Origin of the sequence: Rothia koreensis, assembly GCF_004136575.1 — a bacterium.
Lineage (GTDB): Bacteria > Actinomycetota > Actinomycetes > Actinomycetales > Micrococcaceae > Rothia > Rothia koreensis.
On the sequence record NZ_NOIQ01000002.1, the window covers coordinates 1 to 17,126 of the forward strand.

The 17,126-nt window shown below is 66.2% G+C and carries 15 protein-coding genes and 1 tRNA gene; 11 read left to right on the forward strand and 5 right to left on the reverse strand.

The genetic code is table 11. The annotated features are described in order from the left end of the window. Window positions 1-805: 805 nt before the first annotated feature. Window positions 806-1,657 carry an HpcH/HpaI aldolase/citrate lyase family protein gene (locus tag EWU68_RS03660; RefSeq protein WP_129314538.1) on the reverse strand — a complete coding sequence of 284 codons (852 nt, stop codon included), beginning with the start codon at window positions 1,655-1,657 and terminating at the stop codon, window positions 806-808. A gap of 186 nt (window positions 1,658-1,843) precedes the next feature. Then, window positions 1,844-1,916 (reverse strand) — tRNA-Thr (locus EWU68_RS03665). Window positions 1,917-2,442: 526 nt separating this feature from the next. Here EWU68_RS03665 and EWU68_RS03670 point away from each other — a divergent pair. From EWU68_RS03670 to EWU68_RS03690, 5 genes are all read left to right on the forward strand, one after another. Next, window positions 2,443-3,120 (forward strand): SDR family oxidoreductase, encoded by a 678-nt coding sequence (locus EWU68_RS03670; protein ID WP_129314539.1) that lies wholly within the window; start codon window positions 2,443-2,445, stop codon window positions 3,118-3,120. Between the two features lie 10 nt (window positions 3,121-3,130). Then, window positions 3,131-3,472, forward strand: coding sequence for an acylphosphatase (locus tag EWU68_RS03675; protein WP_129314540.1), 342 nt, complete (start codon window positions 3,131-3,133; stop codon window positions 3,470-3,472). Window positions 3,473-3,553: 81 nt separating this feature from the next. Further along, window positions 3,554-4,477: a cation diffusion facilitator family transporter gene (locus EWU68_RS03680; protein ID WP_129314541.1), complete on the forward strand. Its 924-nt coding sequence runs from the start codon at window positions 3,554-3,556 to the stop codon at window positions 4,475-4,477. Next, window positions 4,474-5,313, forward strand: a complete 840-nt coding sequence (locus EWU68_RS03685; RefSeq protein ID WP_129314542.1) for a spermidine synthase — start codon at window positions 4,474-4,476, stop codon at window positions 5,311-5,313. Before EWU68_RS03680 ends, EWU68_RS03685 begins: the two co-directional genes overlap by 4 nt. A 113-nt stretch (window positions 5,314-5,426) precedes the next feature. Beyond that, window positions 5,427-6,302, forward strand: a complete 876-nt coding sequence (locus EWU68_RS03690; RefSeq protein ID WP_193554030.1) for a di- and tripeptidase — start codon at window positions 5,427-5,429, stop codon at window positions 6,300-6,302. Window positions 6,303-6,412: 110 nt separating this feature from the next. On the opposite strand, the gene purB is transcribed toward EWU68_RS03690, so the two are convergent. Then, window positions 6,413-7,864 (reverse strand): adenylosuccinate lyase, encoded by a 1,452-nt coding sequence (purB, locus tag EWU68_RS03695; RefSeq protein ID WP_129314543.1) that lies wholly within the window; start codon window positions 7,862-7,864, stop codon window positions 6,413-6,415. A gap of 193 nt (window positions 7,865-8,057) precedes the next feature. Here purB and EWU68_RS03700 point away from each other — a divergent pair, with 193 nt between their 5' ends. The 6 genes from EWU68_RS03700 to EWU68_RS03725 all read left to right on the forward strand — a co-directional run bounded on the left by EWU68_RS03700 (window position 8,058) and on the right by EWU68_RS03725 (window position 15,313). After that, complete coding sequence (locus EWU68_RS03700; RefSeq protein ID WP_129314544.1) at window positions 8,058-8,600, forward strand: hypothetical protein; 543 nt, start codon at window positions 8,058-8,060, stop codon at window positions 8,598-8,600. After that, window positions 8,597-10,159 carry a hypothetical protein gene (locus EWU68_RS03705; RefSeq protein ID WP_129314545.1) on the forward strand — a complete coding sequence of 521 codons (1,563 nt, stop codon included), beginning with the start codon at window positions 8,597-8,599 and terminating at the stop codon, window positions 10,157-10,159. The genes EWU68_RS03700 and EWU68_RS03705 overlap by 4 nt, the downstream gene beginning before the upstream one ends. A gap of 36 nt (window positions 10,160-10,195) precedes the next feature. Then, the gene (locus EWU68_RS03710; protein WP_129314546.1) at window positions 10,196-11,344 is read left to right on the forward strand and encodes a histidinol-phosphate transaminase; all 1,149 of its coding nucleotides are present in this window, start codon (window positions 10,196-10,198) and stop codon (window positions 11,342-11,344) included. 95 nt (window positions 11,345-11,439) lie between these two features. Further along, window positions 11,440-12,618 carry a thiamine pyrophosphate-dependent enzyme gene (locus EWU68_RS03715; RefSeq protein WP_129314547.1) on the forward strand — a complete coding sequence of 393 codons (1,179 nt, stop codon included), beginning with the start codon at window positions 11,440-11,442 and terminating at the stop codon, window positions 12,616-12,618. Between the two features lie 2 nt (window positions 12,619-12,620). After that, entirely contained in the window at window positions 12,621-13,628 is a 1,008-nt protein-coding gene (locus EWU68_RS03720) for an alpha-ketoacid dehydrogenase subunit beta (RefSeq protein WP_238692305.1), read from the forward strand. 23 nt (window positions 13,629-13,651) lie between these two features. Further along, complete coding sequence (locus tag EWU68_RS03725; RefSeq protein ID WP_129314548.1) at window positions 13,652-15,313, forward strand: 2-oxo acid dehydrogenase subunit E2; 1,662 nt, start codon at window positions 13,652-13,654, stop codon at window positions 15,311-15,313. Window positions 15,314-15,333: 20 nt separating this feature from the next. On the opposite strand, the gene EWU68_RS03730 is transcribed toward EWU68_RS03725, so the two are convergent. Together EWU68_RS03730 and EWU68_RS03735 are read right to left on the reverse strand one after the other, a co-directional pair. Further along, window positions 15,334-16,365: a hypothetical protein gene (locus EWU68_RS03730; protein WP_129314549.1), complete on the reverse strand. Its 1,032-nt coding sequence runs from the start codon at window positions 16,363-16,365 to the stop codon at window positions 15,334-15,336. Continuing rightward, complete coding sequence (locus EWU68_RS03735; RefSeq protein ID WP_238692306.1) at window positions 16,362-17,093, reverse strand: sugar O-acetyltransferase; 732 nt, start codon at window positions 17,091-17,093, stop codon at window positions 16,362-16,364. The genes EWU68_RS03730 and EWU68_RS03735 overlap by 4 nt, the downstream gene beginning before the upstream one ends. Between the last annotated feature and the right edge of the window lie 33 nt (window positions 17,094-17,126).

Here is a 17,126-nt window from a genome sequence, read left to right on the forward strand (position 1 = left end):
GGGCGTGGGCATGCGTGGCCGAGGTGGCAATCTCGTGCGTCCCGCTCGGCGAGGCGGCAATTCTGTGCGATTTTCGACGCAAAATCCGCACGGGACTGCCACCTCGCCACGGATTCTGCACGACGCTGCCACCTCGTCACGGTTGTCTGCACGGGATGGCCACCTCGGGCGGTTCTCGGGGTCGAGGTGGCGGTTTCGTGCGGATCCGGCAGGGGTTGTCGACGACGCCGCGGGTATCGAGCTGCCGTTGGGTGGTGGTTGCCCGATTGAGAGGCATCTGCCCCCGATACGTGGTGCTCTAACCCCCACCTGGGGGCGGTCAATGACTCCGAATCGGGTAACCGCCACCTCACGCGGGCGGAATCAGGGGTGCCAACGGCGCGCACGCGCGGGGAACCGGCGCCCCATCGGGCAACCGCCTCGCAACGCGGGATCTGAGGCGGGATTAGGGGCGGGATCCGAGGGCAATTGAGGTCGTCCAGCGGGGTGGCCGGCGCGAATTCCGCCCGGCCCGGGCACCCAACACCCACCCGGCGCGAGTCTCGCCCGGCCCGGACACCCGACACCCGTCCGGCCCGGGCACCCAACACCCACCCGGCGCGAGTCTCGCCCGGACACCCAACACCCACCCGCGGCGAGGCCCACCCGGCCCGGACACCCGACCACAACACCCACCCGGCGCGGCACTCACCCAACTCCCGGCGCGTCGCACCTCATGGAAAGCACAATGCCCCGACTCCGAAGACCGGAGCCGGGGCATTGGTGTGGCGTCGTCCGGAGCGGGCCGGGCGGCGTCGTCGTTCGATCAGCGACCCCACATACCGTAGGTCTGGGCGAGCTCTGAAACCTTGCGGGCGCGCGCCAGACGGGGGAGGTAGGAACCGTCCTTGGGTACGGAACCGCCTTCTTCCCTCTCGAGCATTTCGCGGGCCCACGAGATTTCTTCCTCGGAGGGCGCCAGGCCGTGGTTGATCGTGTCGGTCTGGGCGGGGTTGAGGGTGAGCTTGCCCGTCATGCCCATCGAGGCGCTCTGACGGCTCGCGTCGAGGAGCTCCTGGCCGTCGAGGCCGTTGGCAGGTCCGTCGATCGGGCCGGGCAGCTCGCCCACGCGGGATGCGACCACGAGCGCGGAGCGCGGGTACGCGAGAGCCATCGGGTCATTGCTGATGCCGGTGTCCTTGCGGTAGTCGCCCATGCCGAAGGCCAGACGGAAAGTGCCAGGTGCCTTGGCGATGTCGACCGCGTTGATGATGCCGATGGCCGATTCGATCAGGGCGATGACCGGCGTGCCGGCGCGCGACATCATGGCCGTGCGGGTCACGTGGTGCGGGTGCTCGGTCTTGGCGAGCACGATGCCGCGGAGGCCCTCCGCCTTGGAGAGGGCGGCGAGGTCGTCCTCCCAGAATTCGGTGTTGATGTCATTGATGCGGACCCAGGCCCGCATTCCGTTGTCCAACGCCTCGACGACGTTCTTGCGCGCCTGTTCCTTCTGGTCGGCCGGGACGGCGTCTTCCATGTCGAGGATGACGGAATCGGCTTCGGACTCGTAGTTCGGCTTGTAGGACTCCAACGAGATGGCGGATGTCAGCAACCACGAACGGGAAAGCCGCGCAGGGAGATTGGCGGCACGTTCATTGCGGTGGAAGTCTGTGGACACTGATTACCTCGCTCTGGTCTCGACAACATTGTTCTCTACTCTCCCCAACGCCATCGTGCGGCCTCTTGTTCCGCGGACGACGCCGACGCGGCCCATCCCACAGCGCCGCGCGAGCTGCGCCACCGGTCCAGGGCCGGTACGAATGAAGGCCCCGGAACCTAGTAGTTCCGGGGCCTTCACAACGAGAGCCCCCTGCCGGAATCGAACCGGCGACCTTTTCGTTACGAAGGAAACGCTCTACCGACTGAGCTAAGGAGGCCTGCGCATCAGCACAGCGGCACCTGGCCGCCGATCAGCGCGAGAGCCACTTTAGCAGAGGGGAGCGGGGGCTTCCAATCCGGTGCTGACGGGGCGAATACGGGATCTTCATGGCCTCGGCGATGGGTGATTCGGGTGACTGGTGGTTCGGGCGGTGGATCAGGTCGTGCTTCGCTCGGTCTTGCCGCGGTGGGAGACGGAAGTCTGCTGCGCAGCGGCGCGAGGGGGCAATCTCGTGCGGAAACCCGGCCGAGGTGGCAATCTCGTGCGGAAATCCGCGCGAGGTGGCAAAGTTGTGCGGTTTTTGCCCCGAAAACCGCACGGGATTGCCACCTCGCGGCGCCGGTTGCACGGGATTGCCCTCTCGCCGCGTTGGCCGCACGGGATTGCCACCTCGCGGCCTCATCCTGGCCCATCCCCTCACCCAACCCCGGCATTCCGCCCGACGGACCCTTTCAGGCATAGAGCGGCGTGTGGAACAGTTGAACCAGAAGCAAGGACACTCGTCAGAGCGAAGGAGAACGAAGATGGCACATGTTGGAATCATCGGTGGACACGGCAAGGTCGCGCTCCTGGCCGCGCCCCTGCTGACCGAGGCCGGGCACACCGTCACGTCGATCATCCGTTCGCAGGACCAGGTCGCCGACGTCGAGGAAACCGGCGCCAACGCTTTGGTCAAGGACATCTCCAACCTGTCGACGGAGCAGATGACCGAGGTCTTCAAGGATCAGAACATCGACGCGATCATCTGGTCGGCCGGTGCGGGCGGCGGAGACCCTCAGCGCACGTGGGAGGTCGATCGCGACGCCGCGAACCGTTCGATGGATGCCGCCGAGAACGCGGGGGTCAAGCGTTACCTCATGGTCTCCTACCTGGGTGCATCCTTCGATCACGGCGTCCCCGAGAGCGAGGACTTCTACGCCTACGCCCAGTCCAAGGCGGAATCGGACCAGCACCTGCGCGAAAGCGACCTGGACTGGACCCTGGTCGGCCCGACCGCCCTGTCCCTCGACGAGCCGTCGGGGAAGATCACCATCACGACCGAACGCTCGGACGTGAAGGCCTCCCGCGCCAACGTCGCACGGGTTCTGGTTGCGGTGCTGGCCGACGACTCGACCATTCGCAAGGCCCTGCCCTTCACGGATGGCGACACCCCGATCGCCCAGGCCATCGCGGAGGCCCCGGCCACGGACCAGCTGGCCTAGGAGCTGCACCATGGGACTCTGGAACTCCATCCGCGGCAGACGCCAGTCAGAGGATGAGGACGACGCCGCCGTCGACCTCCCGGAGGCGCGCCTCGAGGCGCTGGTCTCCGGGAGGGTCCAAGGTGTCGGATTCCGGTGGTGGGCCCGCGGCGTCGCCCAGGAGCACGACGTGCTCGGATACGCGGAAAACCTGGCGGACGGGCGCGTCGAAATCGTCGTCGAGGGCCCCGCAGAGGGGGTCCAGGCTTTCTATGCTGCGCTGACGTCGGGAGACACCGCGGGGCATGTCAGCGACGTCGAGCGGTGGGACGCCGATCCCACGGGTGAATTCCGCGAGTTCGATGTGAGATAACAGCACGTCCGCACCCTTTCACCGGCACGGACCCTTGGCTAAAATATAAGCAAATGCTTATGAATGGGGGTGCGGATTCCGATGGGCAATCATCACGACCACGGTCACCAGCACGGGGCCGGCGCAGGGCGACGTCGGCTCGCCGTCGCGTTCGGAATTTCCATCGCGATCTTCCTCGCCCAGGCGCTGGGCGCTGTGCTCACCGGTTCCCTCGCGCTCCTCTTCGACACCGTCCACGTCCTGACCGACGCCGCGGGCCTGGGCATGGCCCTGGGCGCCGCGGTGCTCTCCGCCAGGCCCGCCACGGAGCACAGGACCTGGGGTTGGAAGAGGGTCGAGATCCTGGTCGCCGCGGTCCAGGCGACGGTGCTGATCGTCGTCGGGATCATGGTGGTGATCGAGGCCATCCAACGCTTTTCCCACCCGCAACCGGTGGCCGATCGTGAACTGATCGTGTTCGGCGTGATCGGGCTGCTCGGAAATATCGCCGCGATGGCCGTGCTGTTCGGGGGCGAGAAGAACCTCAACCTGCGCGCGGCATTCCTGGAAGTCGTCAACGATGCGCTCGGTTCCGTCGCCGTGATTGTCTCGGCCCTTGTCATCGCGTGGACCGGGTGGATGCAGGCCGACGCCGTCGTGGCCCTGCTCATTGGAGTCCTGATCATTCCCCGGGCCGTCTTCATTCTCCGCGAATCGGTCAGCGTGCTCCTGGAAAGTGCCCCTCCCGGGCTCGACATGGACGCGGTCCGGCGCCATCTCGAATCCCACCCGCAGGTCGTGAAGGTCCACGATCTCCACGCGAGTCGCATCTCGACCGACCTCCCCGTCCTGAGCGCACACATCGTCCTGGACGACCGGTGCTTTGAGGACGGGAAGAGTGCCCAGATGCTCTGCGACCTCCAGAACTGCATTTCCGAGCACTTCGAGGTCTCGATCGCCCACTCGACGATCCAGCTGGAGCCCAAGAGCCACTACCGGCACGAGGCCGGAGAATTCATCGTATGAGCGGCGGTCACCGGGTCCACCTCGGATTCTCGGGTCTGCAGGCGGAAATCCTGCCGGACGGTTTCAGCGACCGCGGGTTTGTGCTCGAGATCGGCGGTGCGGAGCAGTCCCACGTGGACCTGGACCACCCGGAGAGCATCTTCTACGAGTACCTGCGTCGCGTCGGAAACGTCGTGGACACGATCGCGGCGCCCGGCGAGGCGGTCTCCGCGGCGCACCTCGGCGCGGGCGGGCTGACTCTTCCCCGATACATTCAAGCCACGCGGCCGGGATCGCGCCAGGTGGCGGTCGATATCGAGCGCGAGTTGCCGTCGCTCGTCGTGGACCGACTTCCACTTCCGGAGGGTACGCGGTTGGGCCTCCTGATCGATGATGCACGGGATTCCCTGCCGCACCTCGCCTCCGCCGCGGGCCTCGACGACGGGGAAGGGTTCGACCTGGTCGTCGTCGACATCTTTGCCGACAGGGACTCCCCGGAGCATCTCGCCTGCCGCGAGTTCTACGCGGAGTGCCTCGAACTCCTGTCGCCGCGGGGTGCTCTGGTGGTCAACGTGGGCGACGACGTCGGCCTGCACTTCTTCGCCCGACAGGCAGGGTTCCTGGCCGACGCCGCGAGCTCGGACCCGCGCGTCGGCGTCGCATCAGGGGCGTGGACGCTGGCCGATGCCGGCCTCATCAGGAGGAAGGGCGAAGGAAACCTGATCCTCGCGGCCGGACCCGGTCTGGTGGACCGGGCCCTCGGATTCGAGCGCCGGTGGTTCGACGCCGGGCCGCACCCAGCCCAGGTTCTGGACCCTCTGCAGACGCAGGAATTCGTGGGAGAATTGGGAACTTGAGTGGTTCGGCGGGCTGAGCTCGGGATTCTCCGCTCTCGGCTGAGACCTGTGGACCCCCGATGAGCACGTGGTTAGATGTGAACATGGCACCGAAGTTTCCCTTTGACTCTGCAATGAAGAATGCATTCGATGACAACGGGCAACCGAAGCCCGCTCTCAACAAGGCCCTGGACACGGTTCTGCGCGTCCAGCGGCCCATGGTCGTCACCTCGATCAAGAAGCTCCGGAAGAAGCACCCGGACGAGACCCCCGAACAGATCGCTCGCCGTCTCGAGCGCCTCTACCTGAGGGACGTGACCGTCGGGGGAGGCGCGGTCGGAGCCTCGGCGTTCATCCCTGGGATCGGCACGGCGACGTCGGTCGGCCTGTCGATCGTCGCCGTCGGCGGCTACCTGGAGCGCACGGCTATTTACGCCCAGTCCGTCGCCGAGCTCTACGGGGCCCACGTCGAGGATCCCGAGAAGGCGCGGACCATGGTCATGGCCCTCATGCTGGGCGACGACGGCAAGGTGCTCATGCAGCAGATTCTCGGCCAGTCCGGTCGGGCATCGGGGATCTCCAACAAATGGGGTCTCATGATGGGCAAGGGAGACGACAAGGGATTCAGCGTCTCCAAGACGATCCGTAACATGTTCGTCAAGCGCTTCCTGGCTCGACAGTCCGGGGCTCTGCTCGGTCGTGCCCTGCCTTTCGGTCTCGGCGCCGTTGTCGGCGGGGGAGCGAACCTGGCGCTGGGGCGCCAGGTCATCCACTCCACGAAGGAAGCCTTCGGGCAAGCACCCAAGCTCTTCCCCGATTCACTCCAGCTGGACGGGCGCGCCCCGAAGTTCGAGGATCCCAAGGAGGAGAAGAAGGCCCAGGTCCTCGCCGGCGACCTGCCCGCGGGGGCCGACAAGGAGGAAGACTCCTCGAAGAAGGCCGGCGGTCACGGTGAGTCCTCGGACGGAACGTCCGGTCACGCCTCGGGAGACGCCGACTCCAAGGGCTGACACGCCTCCTTCCGGTATGCGCACGGCGCGGGCCCGCTCCCTCACGAGGGAGCGGGCCCGCGCCGTCTTTGCGCTGATCGTTCGGGCGCCCGATGCGGGAACGCCCGGAGCTACCGGATGTAGTCCACCAGGCGGCTCGCAATGCCGTTGTATGTGGCCGGCGTCAGGTTCTTCAGACGCTCTTCGGCCTCGGGCGAGAGGCCCAGCTCGGACACGAATTCGATGAGCCTGGCCTGGTCGACGCGGTGGCCACGCGTCAGGTCCTTGAGCCGTTCGTAGGGATTGTCCATGCCGTCCACGCCCGCGATCGATTCCGCGCGCATGACCATCTGAATCGCCTCGGCGAGCACTTCCCAGTTGCGGTCCAGGTCTTCGGCGAGTGCTTCCTCGGCGACGTCGAGCCACGCCAGACCTTTGGTGACGTTGGAGATGGCCAGGATCGAGTGCCCGAAGGCGACCCCGATATTGCGTTGCGACGACGAATCCGTCAGGTCACGCTGCCACCGAGAAGTCACCAGCGTCTCTCCCAGGGTGTCCAGGAGGGAGCAGGAGATTTCGAGGTTGGCCTCGGCGTTCTCGAAACGGATCGGATTGATCTTGTGCGGCATGGTCGAGGAGCCCGTCGCCCCTGCGACCGGGATCTGGCGGAAGTATCCGATCGAGATGTAGGACCAGATGTCCGTGCAGAGGTTGTGCAGGATCCTGTTGAAGTGGGCGATGCTCGAGTAGAGCTCGGCCTGCCAATCGTGGGACTCGATCTGCGTGGTCAGCGGGTTCCACGTGAGCCCGAGGTGCTCCACGAAACCGCGGGAGACCTCCTGCCAGTCGACCTGGGGTGCGGAGGCATAGTGGGCAGCGTATGTTCCGGTCGCGCCGTTGATCTTGCCGAGGAACTCCTGGTTCTCCACGTGCTTGATCTGCCGCTGGAGACGGAAAGCGAGGACCGCCATCTCCTTGCCGAGCGTCGTCGGCGTTGCGGGCTGGCCGTGCGTCCTGGACATCATGGGCATGTCCCGTGCGGAGGACGCCAGGTCCGAGACACCGTCCACGAGCTCCCGGGCGGCGGGCAACCACACGTTGGTGACCGCGTCACGAATCCCGACGGCGTAGGAAAGATTGTTGATGTCTTCCGAGGTGCACCCGAAGTGCACGAGGGGCTTCAGACGTGCGAGACCCAGGGCCTCGAGCCGATTGCCGATGAAGTATTCGACCGCTTTGACGTCGTGAACCGTCACGGCCTCGATTTCGGCCAATTCGCTGATCGATTCGCCGTCGAAATTCGTGACGATGGCCCGCAGGTCGGCCTCCTGGGCCTCGCTCAGCGGCTCCAGGCCGGGCAGGACTCCGTTCCGGCACAGGTAGATGAACCATTCGACCTCGACGTGGACGCGATCGCGGTTGAGCGCGGCCTCCGAAAGATAATCGGTCAGCGGCGCCGTCTGGGGCTGGTAGCGACCGTCCAAGGGACCGAGCGCGATCGGAGGGTCAACCTGAGTCAAGCTGGTGCGCCCGTTCGGAAGCGACGAATCGGACGGACTGGTGTTCTGCGAAGAATTGGCCATGTCCTTATTGTGGCATGGCCGTAGCGCCGCACCGGTTTCGTCCACAGGGCTTCCGAAAGGCTCTTGGCTTCCGCCTCGTCCACACCGAGAGCGATTCCGTGCGGCACGATGAGCGCCGCATTCTTCCACCGGACAGAATAAGCGCCATCGGGACCGCGAGAAGCGCGGGATCGATTCTCGGGGAGGTGGAAGCATGGACATGGTGGCGGCCTTGGGCCTGGTGGCCCCCGCCGCGGTGCGCGGCGTCGCGATCTCGGCGGAACACAGGCTCGCCGAGCTGGCGAACGGCGTGGCCAGGCGCCGAGCGGACCTCGGAACGGCAGGAGAACGGTGGGCCGGTACGAGCGGAACGTCGTGGGAGTCGCCCGCGGCCGAGCTCTTCAGGGCGAAAGTTCGCCGTGAGGCCGCCCGGGTCCTGACGGCGGAGGAGGCCCTGACCCGGGCGGAGCACCACCTGCGCAGAGCGGGTGCGCAGATCAGGCAGAAGCTGGAAGATCTTGCTGGTGAGCTGGACGTACTCGAACATCGGGTGACGGAGTCCGCCGCCCGCGTCGCGGTGAAGGCCGAATCCGGTATCCACGAGGCGGTGGAAGCAGTCGCTCGCGGAGCCCTCGGAATCCAAGCCTCAGAGGACCTTCGAACCGCTCGCGGTGCATACGCGAAAGTCGTGGACGGCTCCATCTATCGCGCAGCGGTCGAGGCCATCGGTGGCGCGAGGCTCGGTGGTTCACGGTGAGCGGTGTCCTGGGGCCCGAACTCAGGGAGTGGGGAATCTTTGCGATGGCCCCCGCCCGGCCGACCGGTGCATTCGCGATCGACTTCGGCACGGTGCCCGAGGGGGCGGTCATGGTTCGCGCTTCGTCGGTGCAACAGAAAATCGACACCGAAGAGATCCATCGCCTCGAGAAGGAGGTTGCTGCCGTGGGTGAGGCCGTGGGTGAGGTCTGGCTGGCCACGGCCCCACTCGTCGCGGAAGTCCAGCATTTCTGGGCCCACGTGGCGCCCGAGGCCGCAGCCGCCGCTCATGCCCTCGACGACGCTCGCGATCTTCTGGTTTCCCTGGGCGTCTCGGCAGCGGACGATGCGGTGAAGCTCCGCGTTGCCCGTACCTCCTACGAACAGGCCGAACATCTGGCCGAGACTCTGGTGAGTGGCTTCAACGCTGTTCATTCGGTTCCCTACCGTTTGTTGTTCGGAACCGCATTGCATTCGGGCGGCAACCCACTGGGCCTGATGCTCGCGGCCGGCAGTTTCGCGGTGGTCGGTGGCTCGGTATTCGTCGCGGACGCGGCGCTTCGGGGAACCGGCGCAGCCACCCGGTCGACGATTGCCGGAAGCGGCGTGCCACTCGAGAACCTCCGACAGGGCATAGGGCGGGCTGTGCGGTATCGACGCGGCATGGGGTTCGGTCTGGTGCGGCTGACGGACTTCCGTACCGTCGAGACCTCGGAGCCCAGGACGACCAGCGGACCTGCCGGTGTCGCGACGGTTGTGACGAGCCTGAAGTCTGCGGGCGATCACGACGACGTGCACGACGCCGCACGTGGCCCGCAGAACCAGGTGTCTCTCGCGCACGTCGATGTGCAGGTCGTGGACAGGCCGGACGGCACGAGGTCGTACCTCGTGTCCATACCGGGCACGGACTTCGACAACCTCACGAGCCGGACGGATCCCAACAGTGCCCGCAGCATCCTGGACGCGGTGACGGTCTCGCCGGAGACCCCTCTGGAGGAGGCCTCAGGTCTCATGCAGCTCGTCGACCGAGCCCTCCGCGAAGCTGGAGCCGGTGTCGATGACCCCGTGATCCTCTCGGGGTTCAGTCAGGGCGGCATGGCCGCCATGGGGCTCGCGACGAACAGGGATTTCGGGCGCAGGTACTCCGTGCGCGGTGTCGTGACCACGGGCAGCCCTACGTCGACCTACCGCGGTGTCGATCCCGCTACCAAGGTCCTTCACCTCAGGGACATCGACGACCCCGTGCCGTCCCTGACCGGGGGAGGGATCGCTCCCGGCAACGAGCACGCGGTCGTCGTCGTCGGGAACACCGGACGGAACAAGGGGCCGGTGCCGATGACCCATTCGGCCGAAACCTACATCGAGGCAGCAGCCGCCGCCGATCGGGAACTGGGCCGGACGGCAGAGGGCCGAGCCCACTTGCGCATGATCCAGGAGGCCGTCCCGGCCGGATCCACCGTGCGCACCCTGACCTTCGAGGCGTCGTCGGAGACCTATGATCGCAGACCTGCCGCCGAACGAGGCTCGGAACAAGCCGCAGGTCACCGACGTGATTCCTGACACGTCGGCCCCGATGGAAAGGATAGAGTGGAATCCATGACTGAGAATCTGACCCCCGACTCGCAGAAAATCACTCCGCGTCACGTGTTCGGCAACCTCCCGAAATATGCGGCGGGCAAACCCCCGCAGAAGGTCGAAGGGCTGCAGCAGTACAAGCTGTCCTCGAATGAGAACCCTCTCGGCCCGGTTCCGGCGGTGCAATCGGTGATCCAGAAATTCTCGGCGTCGAACAGGTACCCGGATCCGCTGTGCACGGATCTTCGGGAAGCCCTGGGGAGCAAACTCGGTGTCGATCCTGAGGACATCGTGACCGGCGGCGGAAGCCTGGGGGCACTCAGCCAGATACTGGCCGCTTTTGCCGGGGGAAATCAGGACGGAAGCCAGGACGAGGTGATCTATCCTTGGCGCTCCTTCGAGGCGTACCCCATCGTGACCGGCCTGGCCGGGGCAAAGGAGGTGCGCGTACCCAACCTGCCCAACGGGGAACACGATCTGGATGCGATGGCCGCGGCGATCACCGACAGAACGAAGGTCGTGATCCTGTGCACCCCCAACAACCCCACGGGGCCGGCGTTGACCAAGAAGAAGGTCCAGGACTTCATGGCGAAGGTCCCCTCCGACATCGTGGTGGTCCTGGACGAGGCCTACCTCGAGTTCTGTCTGGCCTCCGAACTCACCGACCAGGAGCGCGCAGAAGGCGGCCTCGCGGAAGGAATCGATCTCTACGGCGAGTACAACAATCTCGTGATCCTCCGAACTTTCTCCAAGGCCGCAGGTCTCGCGGGGTTGCGCGTCGGATATTCGATCTCCCACCCGGAGATCACCCAGTACCTGCGGGTTTCCGCGACGACCTTCGCCGTCACGAAAGTGGCCGAAGAGGCCGCGATCGCTTCGCTCGAACACTCCGAGGAGATCGCGGACCAGGTGCGGCACCTCGTCTCGGAGCGAACACGAGTCGTCGATGCCCTGACCGACCAGGGCTGGGACATCCCGGCCACGCGAGCCAACTTCGTGTGGTTGCCGCTGGGGGAGAGAACCCAGGACTTCGCCCGATTGGCGGATGACAACGCCCTCTCGGTGCGTGCGTTCCACCCCGAAGGGGTTCGAGTCAGCATCGGGGAAGACGAAGCCAACACGCGATTCATCAGGATCGCCGGCGAATTCTTGGACGGATCGGGCAGGTAGGCTAGGGGTGTATTTTTTGATCCGCGGGCACCTCTGCACACCGTGCTCCGGCGGACCAACCGGGTGCCGGACAACCTAGCCACATGGGAGGACTCATGGAAACCGCGGAAACCCCACACCCCGGGGCTACCGAGGGCCGTCTGAACCGGGTGACCATTCTGGACGAGAACGGGCACCGTGGATCGGACCCGGACTTCGATCCCTACATCGAGCACGTCACCCTCGACGACCTCAAGAGCTCGTACGCCACCATGTTGACGGTCCGGCGCTTCGACGACGAAGCGACGTCGCTGCAACGCCAGGGAAAGCTTGCCCTCTGGGTCCCGTCCAAGGGACAGGAGGCTGCTCAGGTGGGTTCCGCTCGCGCCATCCCGAAGAACGACTATATCTTCCCCTCCTACCGCGAGCACGCGCTCGCGTATGAACGGGGCGTCGATCTCAGGGACATGATGAGGGTGTTCCGCGGCTACGCGCCGGGCGGATGGGACCCCAGGGAACACCGCTTCAACCTCTACTCCTTCGTGCTGGCCTCGCAGATCCCTCACGCCGTGGGCTACGCGATGGGGCAGAAGCTGGACCGGCAACTGGGCATTGGTCAGGAAGAGCACTCGGACGACGCCGAGGCCGGCGGCAGCGAGGCGACCGTCGTCTACTTCGGCGACGGAGCTTCGACCGAGGGCGAGGCTCACGAATCCATGGTCTTTGCCGCTTCCTACGACGCTCCGGTACTGTTCTTCGTCCAGAACAACAAGTGGGCGATCTCCGTGCCGTTCTCGACGCAGTCCCGCCTTCCGCTGGCGGAACGGGCCGCGGGCTACGGCTTCGAAGGCATCCGCGTGGACGGCAATGACCTACTGGGTGTCCAGGCGGTCACCGCCTACGCCATGGACAAGATCCATCGGGGCGAAGGACCCGTCCTCATCGAGGCCGAGACCTACCGCCTGGGCGCACACACCACGGCCGACGACCCGACCAAGTACCGGACCCGGGACGAAGAGGACGAATGGACCACCAAGGATCCTCTCGTCCGCCTTGAGAAGCACCTGCGGCTGGAAGGTGTCGGGGACGACTTCTTCGAAGAGGCCAATCAACGGGCCAAGGAGTACGGTGCGGAGATCCGCGAAGCCGTCCTCGCCATGGAAGCACCGACCCTCGACGGCGTCTTCGACCACGTGTACGCCGAAGAGAACTCGCTCGTCGAAGAAGAACGAGCCTGGTTCCACGAGTACGAAGCCGGCTTCGAAGATGCCGAGACGCAGGAGGGCGGTCGCTGATCATGAGCGACGTTTCACAGAACATCGCAATGCCGGTCGAATCGATGCCCATGGCCAAGGCGCTCAACGCGGCCATGTCCGATGCCATGGGCGAAGACAAAGCCGTCCTGCTCATGGGCGAGGACATTGGGACCTTGGGCGGCGTCTTCCGCGTGACCCAGGGGCTCAAGGAGGAATACGGGCCCGAGCGCGTGATGGACACCCCTCTCGGCGAAGCCGGAATCGTGGGTACCGCCATCGGCCTGGCCATGCGCGGATACCGACCCGTCTGCGAAATCCAGTTCGACGGATTCGTTTTCCCGTCGTTCAACCAGATCACCTCGCAGCTCGCGAAGATCCACGCCAGGACTCAGGGCGACGTCAAACTGCCCGTGGTCATCCGGATCCCCTACGGCGGCAACATCGGCTCCATCGAACACCACTCGGAATCCCCGGAGGCCCTGTTCGCCCATACCGCGGGCCTCAGGGTCATGTCACCGTCCAATGCCCAGGATGCCTACACGATGCTGCGGGAAGCCATCGCATCCGACGACCCGGTGATCTTCCTCGAGCCGAAACGCCGCTACTGGCTCAAGGGCGACGTCGACCGCTCGGTATCCGCACCCTCCACGCAGCGCGCGCAGATCGTTCGGGAAGGGCGCGACGTGACTCTCGCCGCGTACGGCCCCCTGGTCCCCGTTGCGCTCGCGGCGTCGGACGCCGCGCGCGAGGACGGAATGAGCATTGAAGTCGTGGATCTGCGGTCCATTTCCCCCCTCGATTTCGACGCGGTCGAGGCCTCCGTGCGGAAGACCGGCCGGTTGGTCGTCACGCACGAGGCGCCCACTTTCGGCGGAATCGGCGGCGAGCTGGCGTCCGTCATCACCGAACGATGCTTCTACAGCTTGGAAGCCCCCGTTCTCAGGGTCGGTGGATACCACATGCCCTACCCCGTGGCCGGAGTCGAGGAGGACTACCTCCCGAGCATCGACCGCATGCTCGAGGCCATTGACCGTTCGCTGGCCTACTAGTCAGCCGGAACTCAGGAGCCCTTATGTCTTCGATTTTCAACCTCCCGGACGTCGGCGAAGGCCTGACGGAAGCAGAGATCCTGTCGTGGAAGGTCGGCCCGGGAAGCCCGGTCCAGATCAATGACGTGCTCGTCGAGATCGAGACGGCGAAATCCGTGGTCGAGCTGCCCTCACCGTTCGCCGGCACCGTGGAGAAGATCATCGCCGAGGAGGGCGTCACGGTCGAAGTCGGCGCCCCACTGGTTTCCGTGACCGTCACGGCCTCGGCCGACGGGTCGGAGTCCGAACCGGAAGCGGACACCACCGGGCCGGCCTCGGGGCCGGAGCTGCCCGCCGACGACGTCGACTCCACGACCACCGTGGCGGAGAAGGAAGCCGACAGCCTCGCCGCGCAGGCGGCTCCGGCCGCGGGCGACGTCGACCAGGCGGCCGTCCCCGACAACGCGTCCGCGAGCGAAGGGTCCGATGCGCAGACGGCCGCGCTCGTGGGGTCGGGACCGAAGGCCGATCCGGTCAAGAGGCGGGCCCGCAAGCGACGGTCCTCCGGGGGTGCCGCATCGGGCCGCAGCGAAGAGAGCGTTCACGCCGCGGACGGTGCCACGCAGCCGTCGGAGAAACTCCTGACCCAGATCCTGAACCGTGCGCCGCTCCAGGGCGGAACCTTTGGTTCGGGGATCGCCGAACGCGCCAGAAAATTGGCCGAGGAAGGCCGTGGCGCGCTCAAGCGTTTCCCGGGCCGTGCCGCGGACCAGCCCATGGCGCAGGCGGAAGCGCACCGAACCGTTGGTTCGGAACCGCCTCGTCGCCCCGCCCTGGCCAAGCCTCCCGTACGCAAAGCGGCCAAGGACCTGGGGATCGACCTCGCGGACGTGCCGGCCACCGGCTCCAACGGCCAGGTGACCCAGAGGGACCTGGTCAATTACGCCGCCCACGCGCAGGACGTCGAGAGCCACAAGCCCTCGAACTTCTGGGTCGAACAGGGCAGCCAGGAAGACCGGATCGAACGTGTTCCGGTCAAGGGAGTGCGCAAAGCGACGGCCAAGGCCATGGTCAAGTCCGCGTTCGAGGCACCGCACGTGTCGATCTTCGTGGACGTGGATGCCACGCGCACCATGGAATTCGTCAAGAGGCTCAAGTCCTCGCCGACCTTCGAGGGCGTCAAAGTCACGCCGCTGCTGATCCTGGCCAAGGCCGTGATCTGGGCGACGGCGCGGAACCCCCAGGTCAACTCGCAGTGGACGGATTCCGAGATCCTGATCAAGAGGTTCATCAACCTCGGCATCGCGGCGGCTACTCCGCGCGGCCTGATGGTCCCGAACATCAAGGACGCCCAGGACCTCTCCCTGCGCGAGCTGGCCGTGGCCCTGAATGCGCTCACCAAGACGGCGCGTGAAGGAAAGACCCAGCCCGGCGACATGTCCGGTGGAACGCTGACCATCACGAACATCGGCGCCCTCGGCATCGACACGGGCACACCCATCATCAACCCCGGGGAAGCAGCAATCCTCGCGTTCGGCACCATCAAGCAGAAGCCCTGGGTCGTCGACGGCGAAGTCATCCCCCGGTGGGTCACGACGCTCGGAGGATCTTTCGACCACCGCATCGTCGACGGCGACCTGTCGGCCAGGTTCGTGGCCGATGTGGCCTCGGTCCTCGAGGAGCCCGCGCTCCTGCTGGACATGTAGGCACAAGAGGATTTGTGGGCTCAGCGCCCCTCGAAGCCCCAGCGGTCGACGCTCCGGTGGAACCGGGTGCCCCAGAGCCCACCGAGGATCGCGCCGAGAAGGCCGATCACGAGCACGCAGACCGCCGCGACCAGTCCCCACACGAAGGAGGGGCCGCCCAGGGACTGGACCGAGCCGAGCGGAACGCTCTCGCCCATCCTGTCCGCGAAGAACAAAGTCAGCACCGTGGTGACCGCGGTACCCATGAGCTGCCACAGCCACACGGCCACGCCCTGCTTGGCACCGGAGAAGCGCCCGGCCCGGCCCGCCGCGTACCCGCCGACGACGTAGGACACGAAGAACACGACGCCGAAGACGCCGCACCACAAGGCCCCGTGACCCGAACCATCGGCCAGGTCCCTGACCGAGTTCCCCAAGTGCGTCGGCAGGCCCGATGCGCCCGCAATGGGGGCGAGGACTCCGAGCGCCCACGTCAGGAATCCGACCAGCGCCGTCGCGACCAGCCACCCGAGCAGACCGGGAAGCAGTTGCAGCCGGCCGTACTCCGCCTTCTGCCGCCTGATGACCATGCCGCGCAGGTCGGGACCGGACGGTGCCGCGGCCTGCCCTGCAGGGCCGTTGGCGTAGCCGGGCCTTCCGGTCGACGCGCCAGGGGCGTCCTCCGGCGAGGTCGGCCGGAAGCTGCGGGGTCCCCCGGTGCGGTCGGTTTCTTCGTCGTACTCGAGGCCCGAACGTTTCTGCGCGCTCGGGGCGGAAGAACCTTCACCGTAGGATGGCAGCGGCCGGGTCGCATTCGAGTCCTGCGTCGCCGACCCCCAGGACCCGTGGTCCAGGACCTGCGTGCGTTGGTCTGCGGCAGAGAGGATGTCCGTGCGGTCGTCGAGGACCTCCGTCCTGCCGCCGTCCAGGACTTCGGTACGGTCCTCATCGAGTCCGCGTGCCCCACGATCGTCGAGCACCTCGGTAGCGTCCCCGTCCAGAGGCATCGTGCGATTCGCGGCCGAATCCTCGCCGTACGGGTCGTCCCAGGGTTCCGTTGGTCGTTGCGTCATGAAAGCTCCTCGCTCGTCCTCGTGCGGTCGTTCTCCCTAGGATGCAATTCCGTTGCGATCTGTTGTCGGTATTCCTTGGGGAAGTTCTCGACAGCATACTGGCCGGAACGCTCGTCCGGGTGGAGGGTCTTGACCACCTTGGCTGGCGATCCGACCGCCACGGACAAGGGCGGAACGTCCTTGCTGACCACCGAACCCGCGCCGATCACGGAGTCGTGACCCACGGTGACGCCGGGCAGAACAATCGCTCCGCCGCCCAGCCACACATTGTCCTCGATCGTGACGGGGCAGCCGCCTTCCCACCCCCGGGCGCGGTCGACGGGGTTCAGCGGGTGGGTCGGACCCAGGATCTGCACGTGGGGCCCGATCTGCACGTCGTTGCCGATCCGGACCTCGCAGACATCGAGGATCGTGAGCCCGAAGTTGGCGAAGAGCCTGTCGCCGATGTGAATGTTGTACCCGTAGTCGACATAGAACGGGGGCCGGATGCGGACTGCCTCGCCCATGCTCCCCAGGAGATCTCCGAGGAGTTCCTGGGCAGCGGGGTCGTCGTCCAGGTCCAGGCGCTGGTAACGATCCGTCATGCGGGCTGCTTCGGCCGACGTGCGGGACGTGCCGGCAGGCTCATTGTTGGTCTCGTTCGCCGTGCCCGACCCGCGGTAGGGAAGACCGGCGTGCATGCGTTCCCGCATGGTCAGGTCGTCGTGGCTGGTTACGGTCTCATTCATTCGGTCGAGCCTTTCCCGGCCGCAGCAGGTGCG